The sequence below is a fragment of the Klebsiella sp. Lac1 genome (genome assembly GCF_009825425.1).
GTDB lineage: Bacteria > Pseudomonadota > Gammaproteobacteria > Enterobacterales > Enterobacteriaceae > Klebsiella > Klebsiella electrica.
In genome coordinates this window covers 986,790-1,002,947 of sequence record NZ_VJZJ01000001.1, presented here as the reverse complement: position 1 = coordinate 1,002,947, position 16,158 = coordinate 986,790, and the positions used below count along the sequence as shown (strand labels likewise).

Here is a 16,158-nt window from a genome sequence, read left to right as displayed (position 1 = left end):
TTTTTTTATTCCGCCTCCGGGCGCTGCATCCCGGCAACCTGCGGCATCACTTCGCGCATCAGATCGAGAAACTTTCGTAGTCGGGTTGGATAATAACGCGCCCACGGATAGACCAGGTGGACCGGCAGCGGAGAGGCCCGCCACTGCGGAAACGGCTCAACCAGCCGACCGGCGGCAATATCCTCGGCCACCGCCCAGCTCGACACGATAGCCGCGCCCAGCCCCGCCAGCGCCGTATTACGGGCCACATACACGCTATCGGTACTCAGACACGGCACAATACCAAACGCCAGCTCCCGGCTATCCTCCTGATGCTGCAACTCCACTTCATGTTGATAAAAGGTGCTGATGGCCACCCACGGCAACCGCGACAGATCCTGAGGTATCGCTAACGCCGGGTATTGCGCCAACAGCGCGGGGGCGACCACCAGGCTACGCGGAACTTCAGCCAGCTGTACCGATACCGTGGCCGGGTCAACTTCGGCGCCCACCCGAATCGCGCAATCGATATTATCACTGAGAAAATCGACGGTTTTGTCATTGAGCATCCACTCCACCGCCAGCTGCGGATAGCGTTGCAGAAAATTGACCAGCGGACCCAGCAGCTGCTGCTGACCAAAAGCATGAGGCGCCCGCACGCGCAGCACCCCCACCGGCCGATCGTCCGCGATACTCATCTCATCCTCCAGCGCCAGCCAGGCATCCACCACCTGACGCGCGTGCTGATAACAGCGCTCGCCATCATCGGTGAGCTTCATAGCATGCGTTGTACGCAGAATCAGTCGACTACCGAGCATGCTCTCCAGCGACTGCAGACGGCGGCTGACCGTCGCCTGGGTGGTATCCAGCTGCCGGGCCGCCGAAGAGAGTGAACCGGCCTCGACGATGCGAATAAAAGTCCGCATCAGTTCAATGCGATCTATACGTTCCTGTCTCTTCATTATCATTTGCTCTATACGTGAAGCGTATAACCGTTTTACCACCACGCTATCTACCGCGCCAGCGGCATTCGGGGAAGAATAGCCCCATCTCATCTACGAGGACTTCATCATGACCCCGACTCCACTCTCCTCCCGCGAAGCGGGCTGGATTATTTTTATACTCGCTCTTGGCGCTGGTTTTAGCGTGGCTTCTATTTATTACGCCCAGCCTCTGCTCCCGCTGGTGGGGGCCAATCTGCATCTGAGCGTTGAAGGGATGGGCCTCGTCCCGACCCTGACCCAGGCCGGCTACGCGCTGGGCATTCTGTTTCTGCTGCCGCTCGGCGATCGCCACGACCGACGAACGCTGATTCTGCTGAAAAGCGCGGCGCTGGCGGTCCTGCTGCTGCTGTGTAGCCTGACGGGCCAGCTCACGTCACTGCTGGTGGTCAGCTTATTGATCGGGATGGCCGCGACGATGGCGCAGGATATTGTTCCGGCGGCGGCGATTCTGGCCCCGGCGGGGAAACAGGGGAAAATGGTCGGGACGGTGATGACCGGCCTGCTGCTGGGAATTCTGCTCTCGCGGACCGTCAGCGGACTGGTCGGTGCGCTGTTCGGTTGGCGGGTGATGTATCAGGCGGCGGCCGTCAGTATCGCCCTCATCGGTCTGCTGATGTGGCGTATTCTGCCCCGCTTTGCGATTCACTCCACGTTAAGCTATCCGCAGCTGATGAAATCCATGGCGCACCTGTGGCAACGCTATCCTGCGTTACGACGCGCGGCAGTGGCCCAGGGCTTTTTATCCATCGCTTTCAGCGCCTTCTGGTCAACGCTGGCGGTGATGCTGCTCGCTCATTATCAGATGGGCAGCGCCGTGGCCGGGGGATTCGGCATCGCCGGTGCAGCCGGGGCCCTTGCCGCGCCCCTGGCGGGCGGACTGGCCGATAAATATGGCGCCGGAAGGGTCACTCAGCTGGGCGCAGGGCTGGTTACCCTCTCGTTTGCTCTGATGTTCCTGATGCCGGTACTGCCGCCACATGGTCAGCTGCTGTTGATTGGTCTTGCGGCCATCGGCTTCGATCTCGGTCTGCAGTCCAGCCTGGTCGCCCACCAGAATCTGGTTTACAGCCTCGAGCCGCAGGCCCGCGGCCGCCTGAACGCCCTGCTGTTCACCGGCGTGTTCATTGGTATGGCGCTCGGCTCGGTCCTCGGCAGTCGGCTGTACGTCGTTGCCGGCTGGAACGGCGTCGTTATTCTGGCCGTGGTGACCGGCGCCATCGCGCTGGCGATTCGTCTGCGGGAAAGCGCCCGTCTGGCATCCGTAGCGCGCGCAGTCCGCTAAAAAAAACCCGCTCCGCCATGCGGAACGGGTCTCTTACAATCCGGCGTCTGGCGTCAGGCCGTACGTCGGGCAAACTCTTTTACCCGGAAGCCCAGCGCCATTAAGGTGGCAAAATACGCCACCACGCCCACCGCCACGACCGCCATCAGGCGCAGCAGACGGAACGGCATAGCGCCCTGCGACCACTCCGGCATGATATACATCATGCCCAACAGCGCCGCCGACATCACCAGCACCGCAATCACCAGGCGCAGCAGGAAGGAGAACCATCCCGGCTGCGGAGTAAAGATTTTTTGTTTGCGCAACTGCCAGTACAACAGACCGGCGTTAAGACAGGCCGCCAGACCGATAGACAGCGACAGCCCGGCATGCTTCAGCGGGCCAATAAAGATCAGGTTCATCACCTGGGTCATAATCAGCGTAACGATCGCGATTTTTACCGGGGTTTTAATGTCCTGCCGCGAATAAAAGCCCGGCGCCAGTACCTTAACGACAATCAGCCCCATCAGTCCGACGGAGTAAGCCACCAGCGCGCGTTGGGTCATCGCGGCATCAAAAGCGTTGAATTTCCCGTACTGGAACAACGCAACGGTAAGCGGCTTCGCCAGGATCCCCAGCGCCACGGCGCTGGGCAACGCCAGCAAAAAGCACAGGCGCAGCCCCCAGTCCATCAGGCGGCAGTACTCATCATGATTACCGCTGGCAAAGCTTTTTGACAGCGAGGGCAGCAGGATAGTCCCCAGCGCCACACCAAGCACTCCGGACGGAAACTCCATCAGGCGATCCGCGTAATACATCCACGACACCGAACCTGACACCAGGAACGAGGCGAAGATAGTGTTGATAATCAATGAAATTTGACTGACGGAGACGCCGAGGATCGCCGGCCCCATCTGCTTGACCACCCGCATTGCGCCGGCATCTTTCAGGTTAATGCGCGGCAGAACCAGCATGCCAATTTTTTTCAGATGCGGCAGTTGATAGGCCAGCTGCAGCACCCCGCCGACGGTCACCGCCCACGCCATCGCCAGCATAGGCGGGTGAAAATAGGGCGCGGCAAACAGGGCAAAGCCAATCATACTGACGTTGAGGAACGTCGGAGCGAAGGCGGGAACGGAAAAACGGTTCCAGGTGTTAAGGATCGCCCCGGCTAACGACGCCAGTGAAATCAACAGAATATAAGGAAAGGTGATGCGCAACAGCTGGGTGGTCAGGGTAAATTTATCCGCGCTGTCGGCAAAACCGGGCGCGGTCACGGTAATCACCCAGGGCGCCGCCAGCATGCCAAGAAGGGTAACGACCGCCAGAACCAGCGTCAGCAGGCCAGAAACATAGGCCACAAACACGCGGGTCGCCTCTTCGCCCTGCTTGCTTTTATATTCGGCAAGAATGGGAACAAATGCCTGAGAGAACGCCCCTTCAGCGAAGATACGGCGCAGTAAATTCGGTAATTTAAACGCGACGAAAAAGGCATCCGTCGCCATCCCTGCGCCAAAAATTCGCGCGACGATAGCATCACGCGCAAATCCGAGAACGCGTGAAAACATGGTCATCGAACTGACTGCTGCCAGTGATTTTAAAAGGTTCATTAACGTCTTATTCCACAACCCTGAAGTAAAACGCCCGCGATTGCGGGCGCTGGAAAGTGGCGATAGTCTACCGGGTTCGTCATGAATTACTACTCCCAGATGTTACAACCAATTATTCACTCATTGCCTCGCGCCAGAGTTTTTCGACCACCCGTTGGGCCAGCAGCGCCTGCTCACCGGCGGTTTCCGGAACCGTCTGATTTTGCACGCATTCGATAAAATGACGCGCGCAGCCGACAAAACCTCGCTGCTCCAGCGTGGTTTGCCAGCCCGGAACCGGGCGCATCATCAGCCCCTGACCGCGCTCCTCCTGCCATTCGCGCATATCACAGACGCCGTACAGTGCGCCGTCGGTCACGGCCTGCACCCACTCCCGCTGGCTGCCGGCGCGACGGTGCATGCTGGTGGTGACCTCCAGTTGGGGCGTGCTGAAGTGGTGTTCAGCATAGAGCATTTCGCCGTGGGCCGTGGTTTGCAGCGAGCCGCCGCTCAGGCGCGCGGTACCGCCCGCCAGCCACAGCGCGGTATCCACCACATGCAGATAATCATCCAGGAGCGTAAAACGCAGATCGTGGCCGACGCTGTCGCTGCGATGCTTATCCATACGCAGCGATGCGGCGCTGCCCATCTGCGTTTTGAGTTCACGGTACAGCGGCGCAAAGCGACGGTTAAAACCGACCATCAGCGTGAGCTTGCGGCGCGCCGCCAGTTCGACCAGCGACTCGGCCTCATTCAGCTTATCGGCCAGCGGTTTATCCACGCACACATGCACCCCGGCATTCAGCAGGCGGCTGACGACCTCAAAATGCGACGCCGTTGACGTATGCACAAAGACCGCATCGCACTGCGCCGCCAGCTGCTCCAGCGAGTCGGCATAAGGAATGCGCCAGGCATCGCAGATACGTAGCGCTTTCTCTTTACCCGGCGACCAGGCCGCCTGCAGCGTCCAGTCGTCTGCAGCACCCAGCACCGGCAGCCAGGCCTTCTGCGCGATGCCCCCTAACCCCACCACGCCAATGCGTAATTTTGCGCTCACGATTAGTCTCCCAGGTGAGCCAGCAGCGAGGCCAGTCGCTCTTTCAGTTCCGCGACTTCCCCTTCCAGCGTCTCAACCCGCGCGAGGAGATCATCGGTCGGCGGCGAGACGGCTTCAACGGCGGTAATAAGCGAGTCCATATCATCGCAAAACAGATGCATATAGCGGGATTCTCGTTTTCCCGGCTCGCGCGGCAGACGAGCGACGAAAGGCCCGTCATCCCGGGTGGCCAGCGTTTCCAGCACGCTCTCCACTTCCGCCATATCGCTAAAGTCATGCATTCGCTGCGCGCGGCTGCGCAACTCGCCCGGCGTCTGCGCGCCGCGCAGCAGCAGCGTTGTCACAACCGCCACTTCCGCCGGCGACAGTTTCAGATCGCCAAATTCAGAATTACAAAACCGCTGCTCATATTTGGTCACCCGGTTGCCGAAACCGCTGACGGTACGCAGGTAATGGCGTTTGACCAGGGCATCCAGCAGATCCTGAATATCACTTTCGCTCAGCGACATCACCGGCTCGCGGTTGGTTTTCTGATTGCAGGCGGTCACCACCGCATTGACCGACAGCGGATACTGCTCAGGCGTGGTGACCTGTTTTTCCAGCAAACAACCGATGACGCGCGCTTCGTGTGCGGTTAACTGATATTTCATGCTTTCTCCTCAGCGACCCGGAGTCCAGTCCGGGGTCGTCAACGCCGTCAGTACGTGGTCACGCCACTGCCCGTCAATCAGCAGGTAATTTTTGGCGTACCCCTCTTTTTCAAAGCCAAGACGAGCCAGTAAATCGCCGCTACGTTGATTATGCGGCATGTAGTTGGCCATGATGCGATGGATATGCTGCGTGCGCTGCATATAGCGAATCGCCGCGGTCAGGGCTTCAAACATCAGCCCCTGGCCTTGCCACTTCTCGCCAATGGAATAACCGAGGTAGCAGGCATGAAACGACCCGCGTACCACATTGGAAAAATTTGCCACGCCGATAATTTCTTTCTCTTGCGGATCGAGCAGCGCAAAATAGAATGCCGATCCCTGTTTATGAAACTCGGAAATCATCGATAAACGCGCCTGCCAGCCAGAGGGGTAGCAGTGGCTGTCGTCGCGCACCGGCTCCCAGGGTTTTAAGAACCCTTTATTCTCCGCGTAATAATCGGCCAGACGCCAGGCGTCACGATCGTATACCAGCCGCACCACCAGCCTGTCCGTCGTCAAACGCACCTTAGGTACGTTACTGCGATAGCCAAACATTCCCTTCTCCTGTTCCCCTGACTGATTACCCTGCTCTCTTCACTATACCTGTCCTGAACGCTTGTGTGAAAACAGCAACATACCATTTTCTGCACCAGCTCCCTTTTTCGATGAATAGACTCTATCGATCTTGCATTTTGATAAAAAAATATTGTCGCAAGGATGCTGGGAAAGTCAGCATATTCCCCGCACACTATCCCGGTAACTGTTTATTTTCCCTGGAGGGGAAATGTCCCGCGTATCGCAGGCAAGGAGCCTGGGTAAATATTTCCTGTTGGTCGACAACATGCTGGTGGTGCTGGGCTTTTTTGTCGTCTTTCCGTTGATTTCTATTCGCTTTGTTGACCAGATGGGCTGGGCGGCGCTGATGGTCGGGATTGCGCTCGGCCTGCGTCAGCTGGTACAGCAGGGATTAGGCATTTTTGGCGGCGCGGTCGCCGATCGCTTTGGCGCCAAACCGATGATCGTCACCGGCATGCTCATGCGCGCGGGCGGTTTCGCGGCAATGGCCGTGGCCCATGAGCCGTGGGTTCTGTGGCTCTCCTGCATTCTCTCCGGTCTCGGCGGCACGCTGTTCGATCCGCCGCGCGCCGCGCTGGTCGTCAAGCTGGTGCATCCGCATCAGCGCGGGCGGTTCTTTTCGATTCTGATGATGCAGGACAGCGCCGGGGCGGTGATCGGCGCCCTGCTCGGCAGCTGGCTGCTGCAATATGACTTCCGTCTTGTCTGCAGCGTGGGCGCGGCGTTGTTTGTCGCCTGCGCCGCGTTCAACGCCTGGTATCTCCCGGCGTGGAAGCTCTCCACCGTGAAAACCCCGGTTCGGGAAGGTCTGGGCCGGGTGCTGCGCGATAAGCGCTTTGTCACCTACGTCCTGACGCTCACCGGCTACTACATGCTGGCCGTCCAGGTGATGCTGATGCTGCCGATTATGGTCAACGACATCGCCGGTTCACCGACCGCGGTGAAATGGATGTACGCCATTGAAGCCACTATCTCGTTGACCCTGCTCTACCCCATCGCCCGCTGGAGCGAACAGCGCTTTCGCCTGGAACATCGGCTGATGGCCGGGTTACTGGTGATGACCGTCGCCATGTTGCCCATTGGCTTGACCAGCAATTTACAGCAGTTGTTTACCCTGATTTGTCTCTTCTATATGGGCTCGATCATCGCCGAACCAGCGCGGGAAACGCTGGGCGCCTCTTTAGCCGACGCCCGGGCGCGCGGCAGCTATATGGGCTTTAGCCGACTGGGGCTGGCCTTTGGCGGCGCGTTTGGCTACGCCGGCGGTGGATGGTTGTTCGATGCGGGTAAAGCGCTGAATCAGCCCGAACTGCCGTGGCTGATGCTGGGTATTATCGGTCTGTTTACCTTCATTGCCCTGTGGTGGCAGTTCAGCCAGAAGCGCTCGACATCCGGCATGCTGGAGCCACGTACCTGACCCGGCTCGCAACGTAAGGCCTGTTTTCAGCATTTTCCGCTAGTGCGCCGAATGCTGGCAGGCCATGCTGCTTTATGTCAGGATAAGCCCTGGTATGACCGTTAAGGAATCCAATGAAAAAGATGTTTATCGTGGCCGCGCTGCTTGTCAGCGGCCTTCTGAGCGGCTGTAACCAGCTCACGCAGTATTCAGTCAGCGAGCAGGAAATTAACCAGGCGCTGCAGAAACGTAACCATTTCGCCAAAGATATCGGGCTGCCGGGCGTGGCGGATGCGCATATTGAATTACGCGATCTGACCAGCGCGATTGGCCGTGAAGAGCCGAACAAAGTGACGCTGAGCGGCATTGCCAACCTGGATCTGAACTCGTTGTTCGGCAATCAGAAAGCCACCATCGATCTGAAGCTCAAAGCGCTGCCGGTCTTTAATAAAGACAAAGGCGCGATCTTCCTGCAGGAGATGGAAGTGGTTGATGCGAAAGTGTCGCCTGAGAAGCTGCAGTCCGTCGTGCAAACGCTGATTCCCTACCTGAACCAGTCTCTGCGCAGCTATTTTAACCAGCAGCCGGCCTACGTTCTGCGCGAAGACGCCAGCACCGGCGAAGCGCTGGCGAAAAAATACGCGAAAGGCATCGAGGTGAAACCGGGCGAAATTATCATCCCGTTCACCGATTAATACGACGGGCGCTGCGGCGCCCGTTTTTTTACGGAAATTGATGCAAAGGAAAACGTTTACGCTTATCCTTAGTGCCCGGCAAAAACAGCCCTGATGACTGACCCTATTAGCCGGAGCTTTCCATGACAGCACAACCCCAGGTATTGAAAATCCGCCGCCCTGACGACTGGCATATCCATCTGCGCGATGACGATATGCTGAAGACCGTCGTGCCTTACACCAGTGAGTTTTATGGCCGGGCGATCGTGATGCCGAATCTGGTGCCGCCTGTCACCACTGTTGAAGCGGCGATAGCCTATCGCCAGCGAATCCTTGACGCCGTTCCCGCCGGGCACGACTTTACGCCGTTGATGACCTGCTATCTGACCGATACGCTCGACCCGGCAGAGCTGGAGCGTGGATTCCACGCTGGCGTATTCACGGCGGCCAAACTCTACCCGGCCAATGCCACCACTAACTCCAGCCACGGCGTCACCAGCATCGATGCCATTATGCCGGTACTGGAGCGCATGGAAAAACTGGGTATGCCGCTGCTGGTTCACGGTGAAGTCACTCACGCCGAGATCGATATCTTCGATCGCGAAGCGCGCTTTATCGAAACGGTAATGGAGCCGCTGCGTCAGCGTTTACCGGGTCTGAAGGTGGTATTTGAACATATCACCACCAAAGATGCCGCCGAATACGTCCGCGACGGCAACGAACTGCTGGCCGCGACCATTACGCCTCAGCACCTGATGTTTAACCGTAACCACATGCTGGTTGGCGGCGTGCGCCCCCATCTTTACTGTCTGCCGATTCTGAAACGCAATATTCACCAGCAGGCGCTGCGTGAACTGGTTGCCAGCGGTTTTACCCGCGCGTTTCTGGGAACCGACTCCGCCCCGCACGCCCGCCATCGTAAAGAAGCCAGCTGCGGATGCGCCGGCTGCTTTAACGCGCCGACCGCGCTGGGCAGCTATGCAACGGTGTTTGAAGAGATGAATGCCCTGCAGCACTTCGAAGCGTTTTGTTCACTGAACGGTCCGCGTTTCTACGGCCTGCCGGTGAATGAGACCTTTGTTGAGCTGGTGCGCGAAGAGAGCGCCGTCGTTGAAAGCATCGCCCTGCCGGACGATAGCCTGGTGCCTTTCCTTGCCGGTGAAACCCTGCGCTGGACGATGAAAAAATAAAAGCGTTGCCCCTTGTTGTAAATGCAAACCTTATACTGTATAAATAAACAGTATATTACACAGGGGGCAATCATGCGCATCGAAGTGTCTATCGCCAAATCCACAGCCTTACCCAACGGCGCCTTAGAAGCGCTAAACAATGAACTCTCCCGACGCATCGAACAGCAGTTCCCGGCTCATTCAAGCCAGGTAACCGTACGTTTTGCCACCAATAACAATTTGTCGGTCATTGGCGGCCTGAAAGAAGATAAAGACCGGATAAGCGAAATCCTGCAAGAAACCTGGGAAAGCGCTGATGACTGGTTTGTCCATGACGTATCCTGACCCTCTCTGGCGGTATGCTGCTGCAGAATGGCGTAGGCTCTGAGCGAACTGAGCAGGCCCCTCTGAAGCCGCCGCCAGGACATAGCGTCAGGGACAGCAAATTTTATTTGCTCCCTCATTGTGCTTTTTTTTGCCGGGTCGCCCCGGCTTTTTTTATCCCCGTTTCAGCCTCAGATTTTTCTTTTTTCTCCCGTTCATTTGCTTAAGAAATAACGTTTCGCGGCTCGCCCCTGTACAAAAAATCACCAAAAAGAGGTGACCTCGCCCCGTTTGATTTAATTTCTCGAGTTTATTCTTAACACCTGATATAATTAACTTGCTTCAAAAAATACGCATTAAACCTCGAGAATTGTTGTCTTTTAACATATGAATAAGGGGTTATGATGGAAAAGAATAATGAAGTCATCCAGACCCATCCCCTCGTCGGATGGGACATCAGCACCGTTGATAGCTACGATGCCATGATGTTGCGCCTGCACTACCAAAACCCCACTCATGAAAGCAGTAACGAAGCTGAAATTGGCCAGACGCTATGGCTAACGACGGAAGTCGCACGTCAATTTATTTCTATCCTGGAAGCAGGTATTGCGAAGATAGAATCAGGTGAATACCAGGTAAACGAGTACCGCAGGCATTAATAATAATGCCGCGATCGATATACGCCAACTCAACAGGCACCTGCGGGTGCCTGATTTATTTTCGGGCTTGTATATGTGCAGGTTGTTAATTACCCTGCTAATAAAGCAAAAAACCGGAACAGACCATGCAATACGACCTCATCATTATCGGCAGCGGCTCCACTGGCGCCGCTGCTGGCTATTATGCCCGCCGGGCTGGACTTAACGTGTTGATGACCGACGCGCATACCCCTCCGCATCAGGAAGGCAGCCATCACGGTAATACGCGCCTTATCCGCCACGCCTACGGTGAAGGAGAGAGATATGTCCCGCTGGTGCTGCGTGCGCAGGCGCTGTGGGATGAGCTTGCTACTCTCAGCGGCGAGGCCATCTTCGAACGCACCGGGGTGATTAACCTCGGCCCGGCAAACTCGGCGTTTCTCAGCAACGTTGCCAACAGCGCCCGGGAGTTTCAGCTGAACGTCGAAGAGATGGATGCTCCGGCTATCATGGCCCGCTGGCCTGAGATTCGCGTCCCGGAAGATTACCGGGGAATATTCGAACCGGCATCCGGGGTGTTACGTAGCGAGCTGGCCATCGAAACCTGGATACGTCTTGCACGTGAGGCGGGCTGCGCTCAGCTGTTTAATTGCCCGGTTACCGCCATACATCATCACCCGGATGGCGTGACTATCGACACCGCCGACGGCAGCTACAGCGGCAAGAAACTGCTGGTCAGCGCCGGGACGTGGGTCACGCGTCTGCTGCCCGGCCTGCCGGTCCAGCCGGTGCGCAAAATCTTTGCCTGGTTCCAGGCTGATGGCCGCTACAGCAGCAAAAACAACTTCCCGGCATTTACCGGTGAGCTGCCCAACGGCGATCAGTTCTATGGTTTTCCGGCGCAAGACAATGAGCTGAAGATCGGCAAGCACAACGGCGGGCAGCTTATCTCCACGCCAGAAGAACGTACGCCATTTGGCGCGGTGGCCACCGACGGCTCTGAGTCGTTCAGCTTCCTGCGTAACGTGCTGCCCGGTATCGGCGGCTGTCTGCATGGCGCCTCCTGTACCTACGATAATACGGCGGATGAAGACTTTATTATCGACACCCTCCCCGGCCATCCTGAGACGCTGCTGATTAGCGGATTAAGCGGCCATGGTTTCAAATTCGCCCCGGTACTGGGGGAGATTGCCACGCAGTTTGCCCTGGGGGAGACGCCAGCCTTCGACCTGAGCCCCTTTTCGCTGGCACGCTTTCAGCGATAACCTGCCGCCGTGCGCGGTGTTGATTCGGGCAATAAAAAACGGCCTCAAAAGAGGCCGTTCATCACAGAGAGAGTTTATGCGTCGCCTGTATGATTTACTGGTCAACAACGTCCGCGAGCACTTTATGATTTATCTCGCGCTGTGGCTGCTGCTGGCGATCGTTGATCTTATCTGGTTATGGTTTTTCTGAGGTTTCAGGATCCGGGATCCCCAGCTTCGTGTTCAGACGGCCGCGAGATTTGTTGAAGATCTTATTGCCATTTTCCCGCCCGGCGCGCAGCTGACGCTGCTCCTCTTCCGGCAGCTTATGCTCTTCCATGCACGCCTCGCTACAGCAGCCGGCAAACTTCCCGGCGCAGCTCGGGCACTGGATAAACAGCAGATGGCAGCCGTCATTCAGGCAATTAGTATGGCTATCGCACGGCGCGCCGCACTGATGGCAGTGGGCAATCACGTCATCGGAGATGCGCTCGCCCATCCGCTCGTCAAAGACAAAGTTCTTACCGATAAAGCGTACCGGCAGCCCCTGTTCACGCGCGCGGCGGGCATACTCAATAATCCCGCCCTCAATGTGCCAGACTTTACTGAAGCCGTTGTGCTTCATCCAGGCACTGGCTTTTTCACAACGAATACCGCCGGTGCAGTACATAACGATTTTTTTATCTTTATGTTCCTGCATCATCTCGACCGCTTTCGGCAGCTGATCGCGGAATGTGTCCGCCGGAATTTCAAGCGCCTGTTCAAAATGGCCCACTTCGTACTCGTAGTGGTTGCGCATATCGATAAACACCGCCTCAGGATCGTCCAGCATCGCATTCACTTCCGCCGCTTTCAGGTAATCGCCAACGTCTGAGGCATCAAACGTCGGATCATCGATCCCATCCGCCACGATACGATCGCGGACTTTCAGACGCAGCACCCAGAAGGATTTTCCGTCGTCGTCCAGCGCGATGTTCAGACGCAGACCATCCAGCGCCGGGTCAAAGGCGTAGAGAAACTCACGTAACGCGTCGACCTGACTCTCCGGCACGCTGATTTGCGCATTGATTCCTTCGTGGGCCAGATAGATACGCCCAAAGACGTTTAATCTGGTGAGGGCAATCCACAATGCATCACGCGTGGCTTTTGGATCCACGATGGTGAAATATTTATAAAACGAGATCGTTGTACGCGGTTCGCTCTCAGCTAACATCTGCGCTTTTAACGTCTCATTTGAAATGCGGTTATGTAACACTGGCATGGTGTACCTGCTCGACATAGGAAATGAGGTAAATAAACGGCCGGCATCATATAGCAAACGACGTTAATTTACATCCCCACATTTTGCGCTACATTCATTTCACTCCCGTTGCTTCGCATTTAACAATAAATGCCACCTGGGACAGCCGTTTTGGCTGAAGCATGAAAAAATGCGATAATAGAATGAGTTGCTTATTTAAACAGGTATGAGATGACCCATTTACCTAAATTTTCCGCGGCGCTGCTGCATCCGCGTTACTGGCTGCTTTGGCTAGGTATTGGCCTGCTGTGGCTGGTTGTTCAGCTTCCCTATCCACTGATTTACCGGCTTGGCAATGCGATTGGCCGCCTGGCAATGCGCTTTATGAAACGTCGCGCCAGAATCGCTTACCGTAACCTGGAGCTGTGCTTCCCGGACAAAAGCGAAGAAGAGCGTCATCAAATGGTGGTGCAAAACTTCGAATCGGTGGGGATGGGTTTAATGGAGACCGGGATGGCCTGGTTCTGGCCGACCCGGCGTATTGCGCGCTGGACCGACTCCATCGGCGTCGAGCATATCCGGGAAGTGCAGGCGCAACATCGCGGCATTCTGCTGATCGGCATCCACTTCCTGACGCTGGAAATGGGGGCGCGGATGTTTGGCATCAACGAACCCGGCATCGGCGTCTACCGCCCGAACGACAATCCGGTGATTGACTGGCTGCAAACCTGGGGTCGGCTGCGTTCGAATAAAGACATGATCGACCGTAAGGACCTGAAAGGGATGATCCGCGCGCTGAAAAAAGGCGAAGTGATCTGGTATGCGCCGGACCACGACTACGGCCCGACCGCCAGCGTATTCGTGCCGCTCTTTGCCGTCGACCAGGCGGCAACGACGTCGGGGACCTGGATGCTGGCGAAGATGTCGAAAGCGTGCATTGTTCCGTTCGTGCCGCGGCGTAAACCCGACGGGAAAGGCTATGAGCTGATTATTCTGCCGCCGGAATGCGATCCGCCGCTTGATGATGCGGAGACGACCGCCGCCTGGATGAACCGTATCGTCGAGAAATGCATCCTGATGGCGCCGGAGCAATATATGTGGCTGCACCGCCGCTTCAAGACCCGCCCGCCCGGCGTACCTTCGCGCTATTAACTGTGCTTCCTCCGGCGGCCCGATGCTGACCGGAGGCACCTTCCGCTTTAGCTTTAAACGCTCTTCGCCATTGCGATAATCGTTACGCAGGCGCATAATTAGCAGGCTCATCTTTTGTTTTTTTGTCCTGCATGGCAGGCCAATGGAAGCCTATGTCGTCTGCTGATAGTCCGATTAACTGGAAGCGAAATCTCACGGTCACCTGGCTCGGCTGTTTTTTGACCGGCGCCGCCTTTAGCCTGGTCATGCCCTTTCTCCCGCTGTACGTCGAGCTGCTTGGCGTGACGGGCCACAGCGCCCTGAATATGTGGTCCGGGCTGGTATTCAGCATTACCTTCTTGTTCTCCGCCGTGGCCTCTCCCTTCTGGGGCGGCCTGGCCGATCGCAAAGGGCGCAAAATTATGCTGCTGCGCTCCGCGCTGGGGATGGCCATTGTCATGATGTTGATGGGGCTGGCGCAAAATATCTGGCAGTTTCTGGTGCTACGGGCCTTGCTGGGGCTGTTGGGAGGTTTTATTCCCAATGCCAATGCCCTGATCGCCACCCAGATCCCCCGGCAGAAGAGCGGCTGGGCGCTGGGTACGCTTTCCACCGGAGCCGTCAGCGGCGCGCTGCTTGGCCCGCTGGCGGGCGGCTTTCTTGCCGACCATTGGGGGTTGCGCACCGTTTTCTTTCTCACCGCCAGCGTCCTGCTCGTCTGTTTTATCCTGACGCTGTTTTTCATCCGCGAGCAGTTCGTCCCGGTCGCCAGGAAAGAGATGCTTAATGCCAGAGATGTCTTTTCGTCCCTGAAAAGCCCAAAGCTGGTCCTGAGTCTGTTTGTCACTACGATGATTATTCAGGTCGCCACCGGCTCGATTGCCCCTATTCTGACGCTCTACGTACGAGACCTGGCCGGAGACGTCGGGAATATCGCCTTTATCAGCGGAATGATTGCCTCCGTTCCGGGCGTCGCGGCGCTGATCAGCGCTCCGCGCCTCGGTAAGCTCGGGGATCGTATCGGGCCGGAAAAAATCCTTATCGTCGCACTGACGGTCTCCGTACTGCTGCTGATACCGATGTCGTTCGTCCAGACCCCGTTGCAGCTGGCTATTTTGCGTTTTCTGCTGGGGGCCGCCGACGGCGCGCTGCTGCCGGCCGTGCAGACGCTGCTGGTGTACAACTCAACCAGTCAGGTTGCCGGGCGCATTTTTAGCTATAACCAGTCCTTTCGCGATATCGGCAACGTCACCGGCCCATTGATCGGCGCATCGGTGTCTGCCAGCTATGGCTTCCGGGCGGTGTTCTTTGTCACCGCGGCGGTCGTCCTGTTCAACGCGGTCTATTCCGCCCTCAGCTTGCGGCGCACTTCTACAGATGAATCCGCGCAGGACGCGGACCCGGGTGGCCGTTCGGTAAATTAAGCTCAACAGCACAGCCTTTCCTTGACGCAACGCTCAGCGCCTTCTATAGATTGAATCGTGTCCATTTTTCATTCTTCTTAGGGGGTTATCTATGCCAAAGGATGCGATTTTCTATGCCACGCTCGAAGAAGCTATCGATGCGGCCCGCGAAGAGTTCCTGGTCAATAATCCGGATAGCGACGAGGAGAGTGCCAACATTGAGCAACTGAATATCCAAAAATACGTTCTGCAGGATGGCGATATCGCCTGGCAGGCCGAATTTTTTGCCGACGAAGATGAAGAAGGCGAATGCCTGCCGATATTAAGCGGCGAAGCGGCACAGAGCGTTTTTGACGGCGACTATGACGAGATAGAGCTGCGTCAGGAGTGGCTGGAAGAGAATACGCTGCATGAGTGGGACGAAGGAGAATTTCAGCTGGAGCCCTCTCTGGATACCGAAGAGGGGCAGACTGCCGCCGATGAGTGGGATGAACGCTGATTAGTTGTACGGACCGTGGCTGGCATCAAGCGGCAGCAGCAACGTATCGAACACCAGCGAAAAAGGCAGATCGAGAATGGTGATGTAGCGCCATGATGAGTCGCGCACATCCCACTGCACGCCGGGGTAATACTGATTGCCATGCCCCTGCCCCGGCACCGTGCGGCTAATAATACTGCCGCAGCCGCTGAGCAGCAGCGCCATGGCGATAACCCATAAAATTCTCATCAGCGACCTCCCTTCTCAGATAAAAAAATACCGGCAATATTGCCGGTATTTTCCTTC

Annotated in this window: 18 protein-coding genes; 11 read left to right on the top strand and 7 right to left on the bottom strand. The window is 56.9% G+C overall.

The features are described 5' to 3' along the window. Nucleotides 1-5: 5 nt before the first annotated feature. On the bottom strand, nt 6-1,034 hold the full coding sequence (locus tag FNY10_RS04735; protein WP_160703816.1) for a LysR family transcriptional regulator: 1,029 nt from the start codon (nt 1,032-1,034) through the stop codon (nt 6-8). 16 nt (nt 1,035-1,050) lie between these two features. Here FNY10_RS04735 and FNY10_RS04730 point away from each other — a divergent pair, with 16 nt between their 5' ends. Continuing rightward, complete coding sequence (locus FNY10_RS04730) at nt 1,051-2,265, top strand: MFS transporter (protein WP_160703818.1); 1,215 nt, start codon at nt 1,051-1,053, stop codon at nt 2,263-2,265. 53 nt (nt 2,266-2,318) lie between these two features. On the opposite strand, the gene murJ is transcribed toward FNY10_RS04730, so the two are convergent. The 4 genes from murJ to rimJ all read right to left on the bottom strand — a co-directional run bounded on the left by murJ (nt 2,319) and on the right by rimJ (nt 6,134). Beyond that, nucleotides 2,319-3,854: a murein biosynthesis integral membrane protein MurJ gene (murJ, locus tag FNY10_RS04725; protein ID WP_160703820.1), complete on the bottom strand. Its 1,536-nt coding sequence runs from the start codon at nt 3,852-3,854 to the stop codon at nt 2,319-2,321. A gap of 112 nt (nt 3,855-3,966) precedes the next feature. Next, nucleotides 3,967-4,890 carry a Gfo/Idh/MocA family protein gene (locus FNY10_RS04720; protein ID WP_141964922.1) on the bottom strand — a complete coding sequence of 308 codons (924 nt, stop codon included), beginning with the start codon at nt 4,888-4,890 and terminating at the stop codon, nt 3,967-3,969. 2 nt (nt 4,891-4,892) lie between these two features. Next, nucleotides 4,893-5,540 (bottom strand): YceH family protein, encoded by a 648-nt coding sequence (locus tag FNY10_RS04715; protein WP_100685140.1) that lies wholly within the window; start codon nt 5,538-5,540, stop codon nt 4,893-4,895. A 9-nt stretch (nt 5,541-5,549) separates the two neighbouring features. Beyond that, entirely contained in the window at nt 5,550-6,134 is a 585-nt protein-coding gene (gene rimJ / locus FNY10_RS04710) for a ribosomal protein S5-alanine N-acetyltransferase (protein ID WP_100685141.1), read from the bottom strand. Nucleotides 6,135-6,363: 229 nt separating this feature from the next. Here rimJ and mdtH point away from each other — a divergent pair, with 229 nt between their 5' ends. The 7 genes from mdtH (at nt 6,364) to FNY10_RS04680 (ending at nt 11,811) form a co-directional block, all read left to right on the top strand. Further along, nucleotides 6,364-7,572 (top strand): multidrug efflux MFS transporter MdtH, encoded by a 1,209-nt coding sequence (mdtH, locus tag FNY10_RS04705; RefSeq protein WP_131049990.1) that lies wholly within the window; start codon nt 6,364-6,366, stop codon nt 7,570-7,572. Nucleotides 7,573-7,685: 113 nt separating this feature from the next. Next, a complete protein-coding gene (locus FNY10_RS04700; RefSeq protein ID WP_131049991.1) occupies nt 7,686-8,246 on the top strand; it encodes a lipoprotein in 561 nt (186 codons plus the stop codon). A gap of 122 nt (nt 8,247-8,368) precedes the next feature. Then, nucleotides 8,369-9,415, top strand: coding sequence for a dihydroorotase (pyrC, locus tag FNY10_RS04695; RefSeq protein ID WP_100685144.1), 1,047 nt, complete (start codon nt 8,369-8,371; stop codon nt 9,413-9,415). A 72-nt stretch (nt 9,416-9,487) separates the two neighbouring features. Beyond that, the gene (gene dinI, locus FNY10_RS26570; RefSeq protein WP_160703822.1) at nt 9,488-9,739 is read left to right on the top strand and encodes a DNA damage-inducible protein I; all 252 of its coding nucleotides are present in this window, start codon (nt 9,488-9,490) and stop codon (nt 9,737-9,739) included. Nucleotides 9,740-10,122: 383 nt separating this feature from the next. Then, entirely contained in the window at nt 10,123-10,377 is a 255-nt protein-coding gene (gene bssS / locus FNY10_RS04690; protein WP_100685146.1) for a biofilm formation regulator BssS, read from the top strand. A 125-nt stretch (nt 10,378-10,502) separates the two neighbouring features. Further along, a complete protein-coding gene (solA, locus tag FNY10_RS04685; RefSeq protein ID WP_160703824.1) occupies nt 10,503-11,621 on the top strand; it encodes an N-methyl-L-tryptophan oxidase in 1,119 nt (372 codons plus the stop codon). Nucleotides 11,622-11,697: 76 nt separating this feature from the next. Beyond that, on the top strand, nt 11,698-11,811 hold the full coding sequence (locus tag FNY10_RS04680; RefSeq protein ID WP_004860490.1) for a YceO family protein: 114 nt from the start codon (nt 11,698-11,700) through the stop codon (nt 11,809-11,811). Here FNY10_RS04680 and FNY10_RS04675 read toward each other — a convergent pair. After that, a complete protein-coding gene (locus FNY10_RS04675) occupies nt 11,797-12,861 on the bottom strand; it encodes a rhodanese-related sulfurtransferase (RefSeq protein ID WP_141964925.1) in 1,065 nt (354 codons plus the stop codon). The two genes, FNY10_RS04680 and FNY10_RS04675, sit on opposite strands and share 15 nt — an antisense overlap. A gap of 210 nt (nt 12,862-13,071) precedes the next feature. On the opposite strand from FNY10_RS04675, the gene FNY10_RS04670 reads away from it, so the two are divergent. From FNY10_RS04670 to FNY10_RS04660, 3 genes are all read left to right on the top strand, one after another. Further along, on the top strand, nt 13,072-13,992 hold the full coding sequence (locus FNY10_RS04670) for a Kdo(2)-lipid IV(A) acyltransferase (protein WP_100685149.1): 921 nt from the start codon (nt 13,072-13,074) through the stop codon (nt 13,990-13,992). 152 nt (nt 13,993-14,144) lie between these two features. After that, nucleotides 14,145-15,395, top strand: a complete 1,251-nt coding sequence (gene mdtG / locus FNY10_RS04665; RefSeq protein WP_160703826.1) for a multidrug efflux MFS transporter MdtG — start codon at nt 14,145-14,147, stop codon at nt 15,393-15,395. A gap of 91 nt (nt 15,396-15,486) precedes the next feature. Continuing rightward, a complete protein-coding gene (locus tag FNY10_RS04660; protein ID WP_131049995.1) occupies nt 15,487-15,873 on the top strand; it encodes a MysB family protein in 387 nt (128 codons plus the stop codon). On the opposite strand, the gene FNY10_RS04655 is transcribed toward FNY10_RS04660, so the two are convergent. Further along, nucleotides 15,874-16,101 carry a YceK/YidQ family lipoprotein gene (locus FNY10_RS04655; protein WP_100685152.1) on the bottom strand — a complete coding sequence of 76 codons (228 nt, stop codon included), beginning with the start codon at nt 16,099-16,101 and terminating at the stop codon, nt 15,874-15,876. Nucleotides 16,102-16,158 lie beyond the last annotated feature (57 nt).

Coding starts and splice junctions, on each gene's coding strand:
- murJ (WP_160703820.1), bottom strand. CDS start 3,854: ATGAACCTTTTAAAATCACTGGCAGCAGTCAGTTCGATGACCATGTTT.
- mdtH (WP_131049990.1), top strand. CDS start 6,364: ATGTCCCGCGTATCGCAGGCAAGGAGCCTGGGTAAATATTTCCTGTTG.
- mdtG (WP_160703826.1), top strand. CDS start 14,145: ATGTCGTCTGCTGATAGTCCGATTAACTGGAAGCGAAATCTCACGGTC.
- rimJ (WP_100685141.1), bottom strand. CDS start 6,134: ATGTTTGGCTATCGCAGTAACGTACCTAAGGTGCGTTTGACGACGGAC.
- FNY10_RS04680 (WP_004860490.1), top strand. CDS start 11,698: ATGCGTCGCCTGTATGATTTACTGGTCAACAACGTCCGCGAGCACTTT.
- FNY10_RS04730 (WP_160703818.1), top strand. CDS start 1,051: ATGACCCCGACTCCACTCTCCTCCCGCGAAGCGGGCTGGATTATTTTT.
- FNY10_RS04735 (WP_160703816.1), bottom strand. CDS start 1,034: ATGAGATGGGGCTATTCTTCCCCGAATGCCGCTGGCGCGGTAGATAGC.
- FNY10_RS04675 (WP_141964925.1), bottom strand. CDS start 12,861: ATGCCAGTGTTACATAACCGCATTTCAAATGAGACGTTAAAAGCGCAG.
- FNY10_RS04655 (WP_100685152.1), bottom strand. CDS start 16,101: ATGAGAATTTTATGGGTTATCGCCATGGCGCTGCTGCTCAGCGGCTGC.
- bssS (WP_100685146.1), top strand. CDS start 10,123: ATGGAAAAGAATAATGAAGTCATCCAGACCCATCCCCTCGTCGGATGG.
- FNY10_RS04715 (WP_100685140.1), bottom strand. CDS start 5,540: ATGAAATATCAGTTAACCGCACACGAAGCGCGCGTCATCGGTTGTTTG.
- dinI (WP_160703822.1), top strand. CDS start 9,488: ATGCGCATCGAAGTGTCTATCGCCAAATCCACAGCCTTACCCAACGGC.
- pyrC (WP_100685144.1), top strand. CDS start 8,369: ATGACAGCACAACCCCAGGTATTGAAAATCCGCCGCCCTGACGACTGG.
- FNY10_RS04670 (WP_100685149.1), top strand. CDS start 13,072: ATGACCCATTTACCTAAATTTTCCGCGGCGCTGCTGCATCCGCGTTAC.
- FNY10_RS04660 (WP_131049995.1), top strand. CDS start 15,487: ATGCCAAAGGATGCGATTTTCTATGCCACGCTCGAAGAAGCTATCGAT.
- FNY10_RS04700 (WP_131049991.1), top strand. CDS start 7,686: ATGAAAAAGATGTTTATCGTGGCCGCGCTGCTTGTCAGCGGCCTTCTG.
- solA (WP_160703824.1), top strand. CDS start 10,503: ATGCAATACGACCTCATCATTATCGGCAGCGGCTCCACTGGCGCCGCT.